Origin of the sequence: Klebsiella sp. 141198, from assembly GCF_050600785.1 — a bacterium.
Lineage (GTDB): Bacteria > Pseudomonadota > Gammaproteobacteria > Enterobacterales > Enterobacteriaceae > Klebsiella > Klebsiella aerogenes.
Genome location: NZ_JAQIRM010000001.1, coordinates 302,778 through 321,049, shown reverse-complemented (window position 1 = coordinate 321,049; position 18,272 = coordinate 302,778). Strand labels below are relative to the sequence as shown.

At 58.3% G+C, this 18,272-nt stretch carries 15 protein-coding genes and 2 pseudogenes; 3 read left to right on the top strand and 14 right to left on the bottom strand.

Annotated elements, in window-relative coordinates; genetic code table 11:
- Positions 1 to 58 precede the first annotated feature (58 nt).
- Entirely contained in the window at positions 59 to 805 is a 747-nt protein-coding gene (locus PGR10_RS01570; protein ID WP_430923097.1) for an SDR family NAD(P)-dependent oxidoreductase, read from the top strand.
- An 84-nt stretch (positions 806 to 889) separates the two neighbouring features.
- On the opposite strand, the gene PGR10_RS01565 is transcribed toward PGR10_RS01570, so the two are convergent.
- A complete protein-coding gene (locus PGR10_RS01565; protein WP_072382968.1) occupies positions 890 to 2,047 on the bottom strand; it encodes a M20 aminoacylase family protein in 1,158 nt (385 codons plus the stop codon).
- Between the two features lie 257 nt (positions 2,048 to 2,304).
- Here PGR10_RS01565 and PGR10_RS01560 point away from each other — a divergent pair, with 257 nt between their 5' ends.
- The gene (locus PGR10_RS01560; protein WP_042896330.1) at positions 2,305 to 3,504 is read left to right on the top strand and encodes an MFS transporter; all 1,200 of its coding nucleotides are present in this window, start codon (positions 2,305 to 2,307) and stop codon (positions 3,502 to 3,504) included.
- 54 nt (positions 3,505 to 3,558) lie between these two features.
- Here PGR10_RS01560 and PGR10_RS01555 read toward each other — a convergent pair whose 3' ends face one another.
- From PGR10_RS01555 to PGR10_RS01520, 8 genes and pseudogenes are all read right to left on the bottom strand, one after another.
- Complete coding sequence (locus tag PGR10_RS01555) at positions 3,559 to 4,281, bottom strand: amino acid ABC transporter ATP-binding protein (RefSeq protein WP_032715551.1); 723 nt, start codon at positions 4,279 to 4,281, stop codon at positions 3,559 to 3,561.
- Positions 4,268 to 5,032: an amino acid ABC transporter permease gene (locus tag PGR10_RS01550; RefSeq protein ID WP_020079062.1), complete on the bottom strand. Its 765-nt coding sequence runs from the start codon at positions 5,030 to 5,032 to the stop codon at positions 4,268 to 4,270. The genes PGR10_RS01555 and PGR10_RS01550 overlap by 14 nt, the downstream gene beginning before the upstream one ends.
- Positions 5,033 to 5,094: 62 nt before the next feature.
- Positions 5,095 to 5,862 (bottom strand): basic amino acid ABC transporter substrate-binding protein, encoded by a 768-nt coding sequence (locus tag PGR10_RS01545; protein WP_020079063.1) that lies wholly within the window; start codon positions 5,860 to 5,862, stop codon positions 5,095 to 5,097.
- Between the two features lie 95 nt (positions 5,863 to 5,957).
- A pseudogene (locus PGR10_RS01540) lies at positions 5,958 to 6,909 on the bottom strand (MurR/RpiR family transcriptional regulator).
- Positions 6,854 to 7,806: pseudogene (locus tag PGR10_RS01535) on the bottom strand (iron-siderophore ABC transporter substrate-binding protein). The pseudogenes PGR10_RS01540 and PGR10_RS01535 overlap by 56 nt, the downstream one beginning before the upstream one ends.
- A gap of 11 nt (positions 7,807 to 7,817) precedes the next feature.
- Positions 7,818 to 8,870, bottom strand: a complete 1,053-nt coding sequence (locus PGR10_RS01530; protein WP_430922798.1) for a FecCD family ABC transporter permease — start codon at positions 8,868 to 8,870, stop codon at positions 7,818 to 7,820.
- Positions 8,867 to 9,892, bottom strand: coding sequence for a FecCD family ABC transporter permease (locus PGR10_RS01525; RefSeq protein WP_113374124.1), 1,026 nt, complete (start codon positions 9,890 to 9,892; stop codon positions 8,867 to 8,869). The genes PGR10_RS01530 and PGR10_RS01525 overlap by 4 nt, the downstream gene beginning before the upstream one ends.
- On the bottom strand, positions 9,889 to 10,710 hold the full coding sequence (locus PGR10_RS01520; RefSeq protein WP_430922797.1) for an ABC transporter ATP-binding protein: 822 nt from the start codon (positions 10,708 to 10,710) through the stop codon (positions 9,889 to 9,891). Before PGR10_RS01520 ends, PGR10_RS01525 begins: the two co-directional genes overlap by 4 nt.
- Before the next feature lie 505 nt (positions 10,711 to 11,215).
- Between PGR10_RS01520 and PGR10_RS01515 the strand changes: the two genes are divergently transcribed.
- Positions 11,216 to 13,288, top strand: coding sequence for a TonB-dependent siderophore receptor (locus PGR10_RS01515; protein WP_430923095.1), 2,073 nt, complete (start codon positions 11,216 to 11,218; stop codon positions 13,286 to 13,288).
- Positions 13,289 to 13,383: 95 nt separating this feature from the next.
- Here the strand turns inward: PGR10_RS01515 and PGR10_RS01510 are convergent, their stop codons facing one another.
- The 5 genes from PGR10_RS01510 to PGR10_RS01490 are packed head-to-tail and all read right to left on the bottom strand — an operon-like array spanning position 13,384 to position 18,238.
- A complete protein-coding gene (locus tag PGR10_RS01510) occupies positions 13,384 to 14,160 on the bottom strand; it encodes an ABC transporter ATP-binding protein (RefSeq protein WP_430922796.1) in 777 nt (258 codons plus the stop codon).
- Entirely contained in the window at positions 14,154 to 15,149 is a 996-nt protein-coding gene (locus PGR10_RS01505) for an ABC transporter permease (protein WP_430922795.1), read from the bottom strand. The genes PGR10_RS01510 and PGR10_RS01505 overlap by 7 nt, the downstream gene beginning before the upstream one ends.
- Positions 15,130 to 16,167: an ABC transporter substrate-binding protein gene (locus tag PGR10_RS01500; RefSeq protein WP_430922794.1), complete on the bottom strand. Its 1,038-nt coding sequence runs from the start codon at positions 16,165 to 16,167 to the stop codon at positions 15,130 to 15,132. Before PGR10_RS01500 ends, PGR10_RS01505 begins: the two co-directional genes overlap by 20 nt.
- On the bottom strand, positions 16,164 to 17,138 hold the full coding sequence (locus PGR10_RS01495; protein WP_430922793.1) for an ABC transporter substrate-binding protein: 975 nt from the start codon (positions 17,136 to 17,138) through the stop codon (positions 16,164 to 16,166). The genes PGR10_RS01500 and PGR10_RS01495 overlap by 4 nt, the downstream gene beginning before the upstream one ends.
- 5 nt (positions 17,139 to 17,143) lie before the next feature.
- Positions 17,144 to 18,238 (bottom strand): acyl-CoA dehydrogenase family protein, encoded by a 1,095-nt coding sequence (locus PGR10_RS01490; RefSeq protein WP_430923094.1) that lies wholly within the window; start codon positions 18,236 to 18,238, stop codon positions 17,144 to 17,146.
- Positions 18,239 to 18,272: the final 34 nt, after the last annotated feature.

The following is an 18,272-nucleotide window of genomic DNA, read 5'->3' as shown; positions in this document are numbered from 1 at the left end:
CAGCGATTTTGTATACTCCCCCAGATGAAAGACTCAATTCTACGTCATAGGGGGAATGATGAATTTCCAGAATAAAGTTGCTGTCATCACAGGAAGTACTACAGGGATAGGTGAGGCAGTCGCAGAGCAATTACACCAACATGGTGCTAAGGTCGTTATTGTCTCCCGCTCGCCAGAGCAGGCCATCCAAAAAGCGAAACAATTATCTTCACAGGGGCAACAGGCGCTGGGGATCGGATGCGATGTGTCGCAACCTGAACAAGTAGAGAAAATGATTGCTGATGTTATCAAACATTTCGGCAGACTTGATTATGCTGTAAATAATGCGGGCATAACAGGTGAGCATGGTAAAAATATAACAGAGCAGACGGTTGAAAACTGGGAAAAAGTTATTGCCACTTCATTGAGCGGCGTTTTTTACTGCCTAAAATACGAAATACCTGAGATGATAAAATCTGGCGGTTCTATCGTTAATTTATCTGCAGTCAATGGTCTGGTTGGCATTCCAGGATTAGCGCCTTACACCGTCGCTAAACACGGTATCATCGGTTTGACCCAAACCGCAGCATTAGAGTTTGCAACGCAAGGTATTCGAATCAATGCCGTCGCTCCGGGCTACGTCCAAACGCCACGAATGAGTGAATTCCCTGACAATATCGTACGTAGTTTCGCCAATAGCCACCCAATGAAGAGGATGGCAAAAATGCAAGAAATAGCAGACTTCATACTGTTTTTGCTGTCAGAAAATGCGGCGTTCTGTACCAGCGGCGTTTATCCCATCGATGGGGGTTATTTAGCTGAGTGAACTCCCATCGAGGCTTTTTTAACTGCAAGATGTTGGCGCCCGGAGACCCTTGACCCGCTTTCCGCGGCACACGAAAACTTAGCCCTACCCGGCAGGCAGCAGTGATTCCACCAGCGCCGTCCACAGCGCCACGCCGGGCGCCAGCAGATCGTCGTTAAAATCGTAGCTGGCATTGTGTAGCGGCCTGGAGGGCGTTTCGCCGTCTGTGCCTATCCAGAAATAGGCGCCGGGACACACTTCCAGCATGCAGGCAAAATCCTCCGACGCCATGGAAGGATTGATCTGCCAGCGCACCGCGGCTTCGCCGAGCTCGGCCTGCGCCACCTCGCGCACCTTCAGCGCCTGTTGCGCATCATTTTTGGTCACCGGATAGCCCGGATACCACGAAATCTGACCGTCAACGTCGGAAACCTGCGGCTGCGTATGCACGTACTGCTCAATCAGGTTTTTTACCCGCTCGCGCACCGTATTGCTCAGGCAGCGAAAAGTCCCGCGCAGCACCACGCGGTCCGGCAGCACGTTGATCGCCTCACCGCCGTTGATCTGGGTAATGCTGACCACCGCGGAATCCTGCGGCGACAGGCGGCGCGACGGAATCGTCTGCAGCGCCATAATCAGCTGGGCGGCGGCGACGATAGGGTCGGCGCCACTCTCCGGCATCGCCGCATGACAGCTTTTACCGGTGAGCGTTATCTCGAAGGCGTCAAGCGAGGCCATCATTGCCCCGGGATTCACCGCCACATGCCCCAGCGGCAAGCCTGGCCAGTTGTGCAACGCGTAAATGGCGTCCATCGGGAAGCGCTCGAACAACCCCTCTTCCACCATTTTGCGCGCGCCGCCGAGGTTCTCCTCCGCCGGCTGAAAAACAAAATGCACGGTGCCGCCAAAGTTGCGGGTCTGGGCAAGGTGCGCGGCGGCAGCCAACAGCATGGCGGTGTGGCCGTCATGACCGCAGGCATGCATCACGCCAGCACGACGCGAACGATATTCCACCGTCCCCTGTTCAGCGATCGGTAGCGCATCCAGATCGGCGCGCAGGCCAATCACCGGCCCCGGGCCGTTCTCAAGCGTCGCGACCACCCCGGTACCTGCCAGCCCGACATGTACCTGCAGGCCGAACGAAGCCAGTAGCCCGGCAACCCGACGCGAGGTCTCCTGCTCCTGGTACCCGAGCTCCGGATGAGCATGAAAATCGCGACGCCAGCCGATAGCTTCGGCAATCAGTGAAGACGATACCGCCATGTCCTGTTCCTTCCATTACTGAATGAGTGGTCCCCGTCCTGCAGCTTCCAGGCGGCACCCTTCGTTATATCCTTTCGCCCCCGCGGCTGACAACTTCAGCGATGATGATTTTTGTCTATTCACCAGCGGATCGTTTTATCGATATCAAAAATAGTAGCTGTTTCAGCGGTGACTTCCGTCAGCTGATTAATTATCATGCAGACTGGTCGGCGTCTTGCCGGATTATCCACCTGCAACCTTCCGTTATCGGGAATACAATGTTTAACCCAGACCAGAATCGCCTGGCCCCCACGCTGGCGATGATCATGGCCGCTTCACTTGTGGGATTTATCACCGGCTATACGGTGCCATTAATCAGCCTCGAGCTGGCGCAGCAGCAAGTTGCTCCGCTTTATGTCGGCCTGCTGGCCGCGCTGCCGCCCGCTGGAATGATGCTCTCTTCTTTTCTTTCTCCCGCGCTGTGCCGTCGTTTTGAAATGGGCGCGTTGCTCAGCGTTAGCCTGATCCTGCTGGCGTTGGCGACCATCGCCTCCTGCATGACCACCGACATGACGCTGTTGCTGGTGCCGCGTCTGCTGACCGGACTCGCCTCCGGCGTCATTATCGTATTGGGGGAAAGCTGGATAACCGGCGGCGCGGCGGGCAGTAATCGCGCTACTCTCACCGGCATCTATGCCTCGGCCTTTACCGGCTGCCAGCTCGCCGGCCCGCTGCTTATCTCCGTCGGCCCCGCCTGGCAACACGCGGCGCTGATGGCCATTGTCGCCATTACCGCCGTTTGCCTGCTAATGCTGCGTCATCTGCCGCGCGGCAGTCGCGAAAGCCTTGCCGAGCGCGCCAGCTGGCGCAGCCTGGGGGCGTTTCTACCGGTGCTGGCCTCTGGGGTATTCTGCTTTGCCTTCTTCGACGCCAGTATTCTCGCGCTACTGCCGCTGTACGGCATCGATAAAGGTTTAAATGAAACGATGGCGGTACTGCTGGTCACCGTCGTCCTCACCGGCGACGCTATGTTCCAGGCGCCGCTGGGCTGGGTTGCCGACCGCTTCGGCATCCGTCGCGTGCATCTTATCTGCGCGGTTGTCTTTAGCCTGTCGCTACTGGCGCTGCCGTTTATGCTCGCCTCGCGCGTACAGCTGATGGCTATCTGCCTACTGCTCGGCGCCGCGGCGGGCGCGCTTTACACCCTGTCGCTGGTGCGGGCGGGGAAAACCTTTAGCGGGCAAAAGCTCATCATGATTAACGCCCTGTTTGGCTTTTTCTGGTCCGCCGGTAGCGTGGCCGGGCCGATTGTCAGTGGCTTGTTGATTGGCGTCTCCGGCTACGACGGTTTGATCATCACCCTGTTCGCCAGCGGCGTGCTGTTCCTGCTGATCCAGTGTCTTAGCAAGAATGAAAAAACGCTGCTCGCCAATGAGCAGGAAGAAGACATGGAAGAGGCTACCGAGACCGCGCAATAGCGGAGGTTGTTGATAACGGGCAGGCGGGACTCCACCTGCCCGTTTTGCTGATGGCTACAGCACCTTACTGAGGAAGGCGGCGGTGCGCGGATTGGTCGGCGCGCTAAAGATCTGCGCCGGTTTGCCCTCTTCCTGAATCACGCCCTGATCGATGAAAATCACCCGGTCGGCCACTTCGCGGGCAAAGCCCATTTCGTGGGTCACGATAACCATCGTCATCCCTTCGCTGGCGAGATTTTTCATCACTTCCAGCACATCCCCTACCAGTTCCGGATCCAGCGCGGAGGTGGGCTCATCAAAGAGCATGATCGACGGCTTCATTGCCAGCGCGCGGGCAATCGCTACCCGCTGCTGCTGACCGCCGGAGAGGCTGGAAGGCCAGGCATCGCGCTTATCGCTGAGGCCCACTTTCGCCAGCAAGGCATCCGCCAGGTCGACCGCCTGCTGGCGCGGCATATTGCGCAGATTCATCGGCGCCATCAGCAGGTTTTCCAGCACTGTCATATGCGGGAACAGGTTGAAGCGCTGGAACACCATGCCCACGCTTTCGCGCATCTTGTTGAGGTCGGTCGTCCGGTCATGGGCGGCAAAACCATTGACCACCACTTCGCCTTCGCTCACGGTTTCCAGCGCATTCATACAGCGCAAAAAGGTACTTTTGCCAGAGCCGGAGGGCCCGATAATGCACACCACTTCCTGTGGTTTAATATCGCAACTGATGCCGCGCAGCACGTGGCTATCGCCAAAGCGCTTATGTAGATTATTAATGTGAATCACTTTTGCCAAACCTCTTTTCCAGACGGTTAACCAGCTGCGCCAGCAGGAAGGTAATCACCCAATAGACCAGCGAGATAGTCAGGTAGGGTTCCCAGTAGGTGGCGTAAGCGCCGGAGACGGTTCGCGCCGCGTAGGCCAGATCGGCAAGCCCGATAGCCGAGGCCAGCGATGAGTCTTTAACAATAGCGATAGCGTTGTTGCCAAGCGGCGGCAGAATGCGGCGAAATGCCTGCGGCAGGATCACTTTACGCATGGTTTTCCACCACGGCATACCCAGCGCGCGCGAGGCTTCCATCTGCCCTTTGTCGATAGACTGGATCCCGGCGCGGAAGATCTCCGACACGTAGGCCCCGGCGTTGAGGGTAATCGCCACGATACAGGAGAGGAACGCGCCGTAGTTAGAACGCAGTTCGCGGGCGAAATCGGCGCTCATTATTCCGCTGGTGACCAGCAGGCCGTCGCGCGGGTTAATAAACAGCGGCACCAGCGCAAAGTGGACCACCATGATCTGCACAAACAGCGGCGTACCGCGGAAGGCGCTGACGTAGAAGCGCACCGGAAACTGCACCAGATAACGCAGAATATATTTCCATGGCCCGTGCTCGGCCTTCGCCATCCGCCCCAGTCCAAGCGTTAACCCCCACAGCGTCCCGAGGATCACGCAGATAATGGTACATTTAATCGTCATCAAGGCGCCGTCCATAAACAGCGGGCCATACTCCTCGATGATCTCCCAACGGAATCCCGTCATAGTCCTTCCCTAAAAAATACGGCCATCGCCTGAGCGACAGCCGCGGTCACTGAAAATTGGTGTTATTGCGCAGGCAGCGTCGGCACGTTGTCATCGAACCAGGTTTTATAGATTTTGGCGTAGGTGCCGTCGGCAACGATTTTCTGCAAACCGGCGTTGATTTTGCCCAGCAGTTCACTGTTACCTTTAGCGACGGCGATGCCGAAATACTGGCGCTCAAATTTAGCGTCAGGCACCAGCTTGAACTGCTTTTCCGGGTGCTGCTTGATGTAGTATTTAACCACCCCAACGTCGCCTACCGCGGCGCTGACGCCGTCTTCAAACAGCTCCTGCAGCATCAGCGGCGTATTGTCGAAGCGCTTAATGGAGGTACTGTTTTTACCCAGTTCCTGCGAAACCACAATATCGCCGGTGCTGGAGTTCACCACGCCGACTTTTTCGTTTTTTAACGCCGCCAGTGAGTTCACTTTTGAACCTTCCGGCACCACAATCGACTGTTCGGCCGGGAAGTACGGCGCGGAGAAATCCACCATCTGTTTGCGTTTATCGGTGATAGTAATACCCGAGATGATAATGTCGCGATCGCCGGTGCCCAGGGTGGCGAAAATGCCCTCCCAAGGGGTGTTGACCAGCTTCACGTCAAAACCTTCGGCCCTGGCGATGGCTTTAATGATATCGATATCAAAGCCTTCCAGCTGCTTTTGGCTATTTTCGAATTCAAAGGGACGGTAGGTGCCGCCGGAACCGACGGTATAGGTTTCCGCAGCCGCCTGTCCGGCTGCCGCCAGCGCGGCCATCATGAAACACGCTTTGAGCAAATTCTTGACCATGAGACATCCTTTTTATGCATTTATTTTGCATAAAAATACACATACTTAGCATAGCATGCAACCGGAAAGCGTCTGGATAGCGAATTATCTTTTGTTCAACCGCGTTGACCACCTGATTTGCCGATGGCTCGATGCAATTCATTGATTCGCTTCATTGATTTGACCGTCTTTTGCGGCGCGGTCGAGGCGACGGACAGCACGATCATCTCAAGGCAAATCAGCACCGTGCCATGCAGCGGCACCCGCCCGTTATCGCCGCCCCGCGGAACATCAATCACCACCTGTGCCAGTTGACTGAAGCGCGAATCCAGCGCCTGGGTGAGTAATATCGTTGGGATCCCCAGCCGCTGCGCCTCACGCAATGTGGTCATGCCCTCCCGGTGCGGTGATTTTTGCCCCATCATAATCAGCACGTCGCCGCGCTGCAGGCTAATCAACTGCTCAGCAAGACTGAAGCCGGTACGGTTGAGGGTACAGGCAGGTAAGCCAATACGATTAAACAGACGCGCGGTGTACTCGGCGAGGATCCCCGACGCCCCGATGCCAAATATCGCCACCTGACGCGCATCGCCCAGCAGCGCCACCGCCTGGGCTACCGCCGCGCGATTATCCGCACGCGATAGCACCTCACAGGCGCGCTGATGCCCATCGAGCACAAAATCGATGCTGGAATTGACATCACAGGAGAGTGCCCCCACCGTCGAGCGCATCTTTTCCGACGAGGTCGCTGACGGCCCGAACCAGCGCGCCATGGTCTCTTTTAACTCGCGTAGCCCGGCAAAACCCAATGCCTGAATTGCCCTCACCACGGTGGCATCGGAGGTGTGAGTAGCGGTGGCGATCTCCATCGCCGTGCGTTCCAGTACCACCTCGCGATTATCATTGATGTAGTTTGCCACTTCGCGTAAACGGGGCGAAAGCTGATGCGCGCGAGCGCGAAAACGCTCGCCAAACAGATCGACTCTGCCCTTTTCTTTTTTCACTCCCGCTTTCATTTCGCCCCCGCCGGAATCGGCCGCCCGGCGATGTGCGTCTGCACCTGAGCAACCATCAGCGTCAATGCGGCGTACGAATTAGAAATAACCTCTTCGCGCGGCAGCAAAATATAGCGTCCAGTTCGGCAGGCGCGCATGAAGTCACACCAACCGGGCATTACCGCCTCCATGGCCTTTAGCTCATCCTGCGGCTTACCGCCGGTGTCCGAACGCCAGGTCGCGAAAACAAAATCGGCATCCAGCTCCGGTAGCTGTTCGGCGCTGACGTCGATCCGCTGGCCATCGGGGATCTTGTCGATCAACGGCGGGAAGCGGAACCCGGCGTCACGCAGAACTCGCCCCAGCGCGTGATAGGAGTAGTGTACCGTCACCTTGCCGTTATTCGCCTGAATCACCGACACGCGGTACTGCTGCGGATCGACCGTGGCCTTTAGCTGTTTAATTTGTTCCTGATAACGACGTTCAAGCACCGCCAGCCGCGCCTGGCTGCCGGTGAGCTGCGCCAGTTTGCGGTAAATCCGCGGCGCGCTGCCCTGCAGGTGATCGATACTGACCGTTGGCGCGATTTTCGCCAGTTGCTCCACCGAGACATGGCGGCTGGGCTCGGTAATAATCAGATCCGGTTTCGCCGCGGCCACCGCTTCAAGGTCAATATCGGCGGTGCCAATAAAGCGAATCTCGCTATTGTCGAAATCGACGCCGGTCAGTTGGGCGCTGGAACGCAGGTAGTGGCTGCCGTCCGGGCGCGTGCGGCCATGGCTGGCCACCGGCGGTACCCCAAGCTCAATTAGCGGGATGGTAATATCGAGATCGTGCATCGAAACGATACGCTGCGGATGCAGCGGTACGCTCACCGTACGACCTAAATCGTCGGTGAAGGTTTGCGAATCGGCAGCCGCGGCAGCGCCCGCGCACAGCACCAGCAGAGAAACGAACCAACGCATAACAATCCTTTTTGATTTACAGGGCATCACGGCGACGCCAAAGCAGAGCGATAAAAAATGGGCACCCCACCAACGCAATGACAATCCCCGCCGGGATCTGCAGCGGCGCAAACGCCAGCCGCCCCAGCGTATCGGTTGCCAGCACCAGCAACGCGCCAATCAGCGCGCTGCCGCAGAGCAGCGCCACCTGACCGCCGCGCAGGACGAAACGCGCCATATGTGGCGCCATCAGACCGACAAAACCCAGACTGCCAACGCAGGAAACGCTGGCAGAGGTTAGCAGCACGGGGGCGAAGAAACGCAGCAGCGTGAGCTGCGGCAAACGTACGCCAAGACCGATGGCAGTACGATCGCCCAGCAGCGCCACATCCGCCGCGCGGGCGGTGCAAAACAGAATCAATGCGCCAGGCAGCGCCCAGCAAAACGCCACCGCCAGCAGCGGCCAGGTCGCCGCGTGCAGGCTGCCGGAGAGCCAGATCATCGCCGTCTGTACATCGCGTACGTCGGCGGTGGTCATAAAAATGCCAACCGCCGCCGCCAGCGTCCATGACACGCCGATGCCGATCAGAATAAAGCGCGGACGTGAACAATCACGCGCCAGCGCCAGCACCAACAGCGCCACCAGCACGCCGCCGAGCATTCCCGCCAGCGGCCGCCACGCCAGCCCTACGGCCGGAAAAAACAGAATTAGCGCCAGCACCACAATGCTGGCCCCTTCTTTGACGCCAATAAGGCCGGGGTCCGCCAGGCCGTTACGGGTAATGCTCTGCATTGCCGCTCCCGCCAGGCCAAGCATGGCGCCGCAGAGCAGCGCCATCAAAATTCGCGGTAGGCGGATGTCAAACAGAATGAAACGTTGCTGCTCGCCAAGCTTCTCCGGCGCCAGCAGCGCACGCGCCAATGTCGAAGATGGCAGCGGAAAGCTGCCGCGGCTGAGGCTATAGAGCCCCAGCGCCAGCAAAAAGAGCAGCATGAAGGCGGCAATTTTCAATGCTGCCGGACGCAGCAACAGATGCCTTGAAGCGAACCCCAGAGGCCGAAATCCAGCGCGATGAACGGCGCGTATCATTTAAAAAACCTCGCGGCGATAAAAATAAATAGCGGCGCCCCCACCAGCGCGGTCATCGCGCCGGTCGCCAGTTCCTGCGGAGCGACGAGGGTACGAGCGGCGATATCCGCCAGCACCAGCACCAGCGCCCCTACCGGCGCCGCCAGCGGTAACGCCAGGCGAATATCTTGCGTTATCAGACGGCGCACCACGTGCGGCACCACCAGCCCGACAAACCCAACAGGCCCGGCCACCGCCACCGCCGCGCCGCACAGCAGCGCAATAGCGGCCAGCCCCAGCAGCCGGGTCTGCACCAGATTCACCCCCAGCCCCAGCGCCGCTTTATCGCCCAGCGCCAGCACGTTCAGACGTGGCGCGAGGAGCAGCGCCAGTCCCATGCCAGAAAGCGCCGGCACCAGCGCCGCCTGTAGGGTAGCCCAGTTCAATCCGGCCAGATCGCCGGCAAGCCATGTGCGCATCGCCAGCAGCGTTTGTTCATCAAGAATTAAAATCGCCGCCGTCACCGCCGAGGCAAACGCCGAGATCGCCACGCCGCATAGCGTGATGCGCAGCGGCGTCGCCCCGCCGCGGCCGGCAGAAGCCAGGGCCATTACCCCGCCGAACAGCAGCGCCGCGCCACAGGCGGCGGTTAGCGGGCGTGCCGCTGGAAAATCGCCGAGAGAGAGGCCCAGCGCCGAGGTCGCAACCATCGCCAGCGAGGCGCCGGCGTTGAGCCCAAGAATATGCGGCTCGCCAAGCGGGTTGCGGATCACCGTCTGCAGCAGCACCCCGGCAACGCCAAGCGCCGCGCCGGTCAACAGCGCCGCTGCCAGCCGAACCAGACGTAAATCAACAATAATACGGTGATCGAAGTTTCGCGGGTCGTACTCGAGCAGTGCCTGCAGGACCGTCTGCGGCGCGATCCAGCGGGCGCCTAAGCCAAGATGAATCAGCGAACCGATGATAAGTAGCAGAGCTAACAGCAGCATCGCCAGCCGCGGACGAGTACGACGCCGTGTGGCGTACAGCACGGCGGCGCTCATAGGGCAACGGCCTGGCTTGCGCGAAACGGCATAAAGAAAGGTTTGCCGGTTTGCGGATTGATTGACATCTGCACATCAACATCAAAGACGTTTTTAATCAGTTCAGGGCTGCAGATTTCGTGTTCTGAAATGGTCCCGGCTATCCGCCCTTTTTTGAGAAATACCAGCAGGTCGGCGTAGTTCACCGCAAAGTTCAGGTCGTGAAGGACCGTTACCACCGTGCGGCCATGCTGACGGGTCAGGCTCTGCAGAAGTTCAAGAATATCGACCTGATAGCGCAGGTCGAGCCAGGTGGTGGGCTCATCCAGTAAAATGGTTTTCGTCTGCTGCGCCAGCGCCATCGCTATCCAGCAGCGCTGACGCTGACCGCCGGAAAGGCTATCGACCGGCAGATGGGCGAATTCGGCGGTGCCGGTTAATTGCAGCGCCTCTTCCACCGCCTGTTCATCGGCTTCAGACCACTGGCGCATCAGCCCCTGCCACGGGTAGCGCCCGCGCGATACCAGTTCGAACACCGTAAGCCCTTCCGGCGTCAGCGGCGATTGCGGCAGGATCCCCAACTGGCGGGAAACCGTTTTGGTCGGCATGTCGTGGATAGCCTTTCCATCCAGACGGACGCAGCCGCCAAGCGGTTTTAGCATCCGGGCGATGGTCGATAACAGCGTTGATTTGCCGGACCCGTTAGCCCCGGCAAGCACCGTCATTTTACCGCTGGGGATCGTCAGATTAATGTCATCGACGATAAGCGTCTGGCCATACCCGGCCGACAGGGATTCCAGGACGATCCCCTTTTCTGCAGGGTTTACCCGCTGTGGCATAACTCGCTCCTGCGCCGCAGCGTTCCGGCATCAGCCCTCGACGTTCTGCAGTCAAATCAAAATAAATCTCATTCTCTTTTGATCATGAAGGGGATGAATGTAGTAGTCAATACTGTGCTTCATGTTGTTATCGTTACGTTCACTACCCCGCGGCGACACAAAATAAATTTTATGAATAGTTTTTATAATCAATAAAATAAAAGCATCTCACTACCTACGACAGGCTGCGAAATCGCGCTTTTCTTCTGCGAAGATTTTTTATCTTACATAACATTTACTACTACATTTCTTCGTGTTTGAATGATTCTCAATTACATATCTGAAGGCGCATTCAGACGCTTAACGGATAGGTTTTATTTTCAGGGCAATGATTTAATTGGCTTTATCTGACCGCAAAGGCAGATTCGTTCACGAGAAACAGATAATGACTCAATCCCATGTCGCCTGCAGGACATTGCAAGGGCGCGCGCTTTTTTCGCTTCTTTTTTTAGCCTCACCGGGATTAATAGCCGCAGAAAATAACGCGGCAAAGAATACCAAGGACGCGGAGGACACCATTACCGTAGTGGCTGACGGCCGCCAGCAGAACGCCACCAGCGGTTATCAGCCGCTGAGTTCGTCCACGGCGACATTGACTTCAATGCCGCTGCTGGATATTCCGCAGGTGGTGAATACCGTCAGCGACCGGGTGCTGGAAGATCAGCACGCTACCTCGCTGGATGAAGCATTGTATAACGTCGCCAACGTGGTGCAGACCAATACCCTCGGCGGTACCCAGGATGCGTTTACCCGCCGCGGCTTCGGCGCCAATCGCGACGGTTCTATCATGACCAACGGCCTGCGTACCGTTCTACCGCGCAGCTTTAACGCCGCTACCGAGCGGGTTGAAGTTCTGAAGGGCCCGGCCTCGACGCTGTACGGCATTCTCGACCCCGGCGGGCTGATAAACGTGGTCACCAAACGCCCCGAGCGCCAGTTCTCTGGTTCGGTTTCCGCCACCTCCAGCAGTTTTGGCGGCGGCACGGGTATCTTCGACGTGACCGGGCCAATCGAAGGCACAAATCTGGCCTATCGACTGATCGGCGAATATCAAAATGAAGATTACTGGCGTAATTTCGGCAAGAACAAAAGCAGCTTTATCGCCCCTTCCCTGACCTGGTTTGGCGATAGCGCGACCATTACCGCTTCGTATTCACATCGCGATTACAGCGCCCCCTTTGACCGCGGCACGATTTTCGATCTCAATACCGGCCACGCGGTCAACGTCGACCGTAAAACCCGTTTCGATGAAGCCTTTAATATCACCGATGGTTATTCCGATATTGCCCAACTGAACGCCGAGTATCGTCTTAACAGCGCCTGGACCGCGCGCTTTGATTACAGCTACAGCCAGGATCACTACAACGATAACCAGGCCAGGGTAATGGCCTATGATTCTGCGACCGGCAACCTGACCCGCCGGGTCGACGGCACGCATGGCTCAACGCAAAAGATGCATTCCACCCGCGCCGATCTACAAGGCAACGTGGTGATCGGCGGCTTTTATAATGAACTGCTGACCGGCGTCGCCTATGAGAATTACGATCTGCTGCGTACCGATATGCTGCGTTGTAAGAACGTGAAAGGCTTTAATATTTATCATCCGGTTTACGGCACTCTCGATACCTGTAATACCGTTTCCGCTGCCGATAGCGATCAGCGCATCAAGCAGGAGAGCTATGCGACCTATCTGCAGGACGCCCTGTACCTGACCGATAACTGGATTGCCGTGGCCGGCGTACGCTACCAGTATTACACCCAGTATGCCGGTAAAGGCCGTCCGTTTAACGTCAATACCGATAGCCGCGATGAGAAATGGACGCCAAAGGCTGGCCTGGTCTACAAGGTAACGCCAAATGTGTCGCTGTTTGCTAACGTCGCCCAGTCATTTATGCCGCAGTCGTCGATTGCCAGCTATATCGGCGAACTGCCGCCGGAAGAGTCCACCTCTTACGAAGTTGGCGCGAAATTCGACCTGTTAGAGGGTATTACCGCCAATATCGCGTTATTTGATATTCATAAACGTAACGTGCTGTATACCGAAAGTATCGGCGACGAGACGGTGGCGAAGACCGCGGGTAAGGTTCGCTCGCGCGGCGTGGAGGTGGATCTGGCGGGCTCGATCACCGATAACCTCAGCGTCATCGCCAGCTACGGCTATACCGATGCCAAAGTGCTGGAAGACCCTGATTATGCCGGTAAACCGCTACCGAACGTGCCAAAACATACCGGTTCGCTGTTCCTGACCTATGACATTCATAACGTCTATAACAGCAACACCCTGACCGTTGGCGGCGGCGGCCACGCGGTCAGCAAACGGTCCGGCACCAACGGCGCGGATTATTATCTGCAGGGCTATGCGGTGGCCGACGTCTTCGCGGCCTACAAAATGAAGCTGCAGTATCCGGTAACGCTACAGGTGAATGTGAAGAACTTGTTCGATAAGACCTATTATACCTCGTCAATCGGCACCAATAATCTCGGCAACCAGATTGGCGACCCGCGTGAAGTGCAGTTTACGGTGAAAATGGATTTTTAAGCCTTACCCTGCCCCGGATAGCGGCGCGCTGCGCCTTATCCGGGCTACCTCCCCTCAGCCCCTGCTGCGGGGAAATACCGGATGATGCATTTGGCTTACCAATCCTCTTCCTGGCCGAGGATACGCAAAATATCCTGCCGATGCTGCAATAGCAGTGGATTGTCGCGATGGCGGGGAAACGCCAGCGGAAGCGTAAATTCAGCGATAATGCGCCCCGGCCGCGGCGACATCACCAGTACCCGCTCGCAGAGCAGCAGCGCTTCTTCAATATCGTGGGTCACCAGCAGGCTGGTATAACCCTGCCGCTGCCACAGCGCAATCAGTTCGCGCTGCATGCTGATACGGGTAAGCGAATCCAGCTTACCCAGCGGTTCATCAAGCAGCAGTAAACGCGGTTCATTGAGCAACGCGCGCGCCAGCGCCGCACGCTGCGCCATCCCGCCGGAAAGCTGCCGCGGCCACGCCTCGCTAAACGCCTGCAGCCCGATCCGTGAAATCAGCGCGTCGGCCTTCGGCTCCTGCCCCTTTTTCCCCTGCGCCTGCGGCCCCAGCAGCACGTTTTGCCGCACCGTCAGCCACGGATAAAGCGTTGGGTCCTGGAAAACCAGGATCCGTTCCGGCCCCGGCCCGCCTATCGCCGCATCGTCAATCTCAATATGCCCGCTTTGCTGTGGCTCCAGCCCCGCCAGCAGACGCAGCAGCGTCGATTTACCGCATCCTGAGGGGCCAAGCAGCGCAACGCTCTCCCCTGGGCGCAGCTGCAGGCTGATATTTTCCAGCACCGGCACCGTCTGTTTGCCCAATGTAAAAGCATGATGAAGATGACGTACCGCCACCGCCGCACCGGTCGAAATTGTCTGGGCACTTACCATTGCATTCCTCCGCGCTGCCAGCTCAGCAGCCGATCGCGAATCATAAATAGCCCGCTAATCAGGCCGGAACATAACAACGCCATCACGAATAGCGCCGCGTACATATTCGGATAGGCCGCCCAGCCCTGCGCCCACTGCAGATAAAAACCGATCCCGGATTTGACGCCGACCATTTCGGCGACAATCAGCACTGAAAACGACGCGCCAAGCCCCATAAATAAGCCGACAAACACGTTCGGCAGCGCGGCGGGGATCGCCACGCGCAGGATCAGGAACCGTTGGCTGGCTCCTAGCGTTCGCGCCACGTCATACCACGCTTTATCGATACCGATGACCCCGGACCAGGTCAATACCGTGACCGGGAACCAGGTGCTGAGCGCAATCAAAAACACGCTGGCGCCGAAGCTGGAAGGAAAGATAAACAGGCACAGCGGCAGCAGCGCGGTGGAAGGCACCGGCCCCAGCAGGCGTAAAATTGGATGCACCCAATAGCCAATACGCTGAGACCAACCAATCGCCAGCCCGCTGATAAACCCACAGCTGGTGCCAAGCAGCACTCCGAGCCCGAGCAGCCCCAGCGAATGCAGCAGGCTATCAAGCAGCCGCGGCCAGTCATCGTGCAGCACTTCAATCAGCGCCTGCGGCGGAGCGAAAAACGGCACCGGCAAAAACGCCGTCTTGGCCGTCAGCCCTTCCCATAGCGCGAAGAGCACCGGCAGTAGCGCCAGCCATTTTCCGGCACGCTGCAAACGCGCGCCCCGCTGGCGCCAGTAACGGTAACTCAGCGTCAGTAACAGCAGTCCGCCGCCGAGAGTGAACTGCGCCAGCGCCCACTCCTCGCTATATGGCCAGCGCCGCCCGGCATCGGGCCAGGCCTGCGTGAACAGGCCGCCCAGCAGCCATAACGCGGCGGCAAGCCCGCCCTCCGTCCAGAGCAGAGCGCCGAGCCCCGGTCGGGCGAGCGCGCGGTCAGGCGAAAACGTTGACATAAATACTCTCCGCAAACTGATGAGGATCGGTTCCCGGTTTGATGACCTGTACCCGCTGAAGATCCACGGCATACTGCGTCAGCTCTTTAACAAAAGCCTCGCCCACCGCATGATGGCCGTGCCCCTGGCCGTGAAGAATGCCGCTCACCTCCGCTTCGTTAGTATTTAGCGCATGGGCGAGAAAAGATTGCGCCACGCTTTCCGGGTGCGCGACGGCATAACTGTGCGCTTCCAGAATCGCCTGGGTAAGCGCGGCCGCCGCCGGTTTATGATCGCGCGCAAGGGAGCCGCTGACGCCCAGCACGCAGCAGCTAAGATTGGCGTAATCGCCGGTCATATTGCTGGCGATTAGCTGATATTTCCCGGTTTCCAGCAGGCGATAGCTAAAGGGTTCGCTGCCGCTAATGGCGGCGATTTCGCGTTTATCCAGCGCCACGCTGAGCAGGTCGGCCGGATAGACTTTCCACTGCACATCGCTAATCGGGTCGATACCGTGGCGTTTCAGCAAGATGGCGAAGAAGTTTTTATCCGGCCCGGCCATATCGGTGACGCCAATGGTTTGCCCTTTCAGGCTCTCCAGACCGCTAAAAGGCGAGTTTTTGGCCGTCAACAAATTCAGGCAGCCGCCGTGCGTTCCGGCAGTAAGTTTGACGTCAAACCCCTGCTCCAGCGCCTTCAGCCAACGTAACGCCATGCCTACCCCGGCGTCAGCCTTGCCGGTGGCAATCGCTTCCAGCAGTACATCCGTCGAGTTACCAAAGTTAACAAACTCAACGTCGAGATTATATTTACTAAAAATCCTCTGCTGTTCCGCAACGGCGACCGGCGCCAGGCACACCGCGCTTTTGTTGATCGCCAGCTTGATTTTGTAAGGCTGCGCCAGACGCAGCGCCGGATGTTCATCGCCGCTCGCCATCTCCGCCATATCGTGAGCCCATAGCGGCACAGACGCCCCGGCCAGCGCCAGACCGCCGGTAAATTGTAAGAAACGACGACGGGTAAAACGTGTGGTCATCATGGCGCCGCCTCCGCATGAACCGGCGCGACCGGCACGTTAAAGCTGTTATCAAATGTCGGCGTTACATCGAGCTTTGCGCGAATGAGGCCGTTGGCAAGATAAAAGTCCGCCGTCGACTGCTGCTGGGCGACCGTCGGCGCGTCCAGCCGCTGCCACTGCGACTGGCGGTTGGCAAACTGCGCGCGGGCGATCTCCGCCGGGAAGCGAATGATCTCCCCCAGCGTTTTGCCATAGCTATCGAGATTGGCGTATGCCCAACGCTCGGCGCCGGCCAGTCGGGTGAGATAATCCTGAAGCGCCGCGCGCTTTTGTGGATCCTTCAGCGCATTATCGGTGGCGGCCAGGAAGGTATTACCCGGCAACAGCCCTTTACCGCTCACCAGAATCTGCCCTTCGGCGGTTTTCACCAGTTGCGTGGTATAGGGCTCCCAGGTCGCCCAGGCATCTACCGAACCGTTAAGCAGCGCGACTTTCGCATCCACCGGGCCAAGGAATACCCACTGGACATCCTTCGGCGAGACCCCCGCCTGCTCCAGCGCTTTCAGCGCCACAAAATGGCCAATTGATCCTTTACCGGTGGCAATGCGTTTACCTTTCAGATCCGCCGCGCTTTTTAACGCGCTGCCGGGGGGCACCAGCACGGCGGTCCCCGCCGGGTTGCTCTTATCGACGGCAATCGCTTTTACCGGCGCGCCGTTCGCCAGCGCGAACAGCAGCGGCGCATCGCCGATAATCCCCACGTCAACCGCGCCGGCGTTGAGCGCTTCAGCCAGCGGCGCGGCGGCAGGAAACTCGGCCCATTTAATATCGTAAGCGAGGTTTTGCAAGGCGTTAGCAGCCTCCAGTTGCGACCGCATGCCGCCTTTTTGATCGGCAATTCGCAGCGTGATTCTTTCCTGAGCCGCAACATAGCCGCTCAGCGTCAATAGCATTAGCGCCCCGGCTATGCGGGTAAAATGAGGTATGCGCATCTTAATTATCCTTGTTGTTGAAAAGCGTGTTTACCCGCCGCCTGCCACGCGCTGTCGTTCTGCGGCGTATGTACCCGCCCGCACAGGACGTTGCGATAGTGGCGTTCCAGAGGATTTTGCCGGCTTAAACCATGATTGCCGGTGAGTTCAAGCGCCAGATTGACCGCCAGAATGGCGTTATCGGTGATAGTGACTTTCGCCAGATTGGCCTCAATAGCGGAAAAGCCCAGCTCCGCGGTATTCTCCAGCAGAGCGCGGTTAACCAGCAGTAGCCCCTCTATCTGCCCCACTTTTTCCTGTACCCGCGGCAGACTGGAAAGCGGTTGTCCAAGATTGCCGGGAACCCGCGCACCAAGCCACGCGACAAGCCAGTCGCGCGCCGCGCGGGCTACACTGTCGTAAATCGCCGCCAGCAACGCCGTATGACGGTTAGCAAACAGACGAAATTGTTCGGCGTCCGGCGCGGGCGGCTCGTCGGCAGGCCAAACGTCTACCGCGTGCCCGGCGGATACCTGCACGTTTTTCAGCACCACCTCGTGACTGCCGGTGGCCCGCATGCCTACGTGATCCCAGCTTTTCACTACGCTGATGCCCTCGCTGTCGGCATGGACCAGCCAGCTACCGACCAGCGGCGGGTTGTCGTCGCTGCGCGCCCACAGCGCCAGCCAGCTCAACCCTTCGATACCGGTGGTATAAATTTTGTGACCGTTAATCAGCCAGCCCCGGCCGTTACGGCTGGCTATCGTTTGCGGCAGGCCGCCGCGCGCCGGAGAGCCCAGATCCGGTTCGACGCGCAGGCTATTGATCAACCCGCCGTTTGTGAGCGCATCATCAAATACGCGCTGGCGTAGCGGCTCTGCCCAGTGCGTATTTTCCGCCAGCCGCAGATGATGCAGATACTGCATGCAGACAATCAGCGCGGTTGCCGGTTCGCCCCAGGCGATGGCGGCGATAGCCTGTTGCAGTTCGGCTAAACTGGCGCCTGCACCGCCATACTGCGATGGTACGGCAAGGCTTAAAAATCCGCGCCGACGCAGAACGTCAATATTGCGGCGGGGAAAATCGCCGCTGGCATCAAGGCTGGCCGCCTCTTCTGCCATCAGATGGCGGATCTCGGCAAGCTGCCGCGGCCAA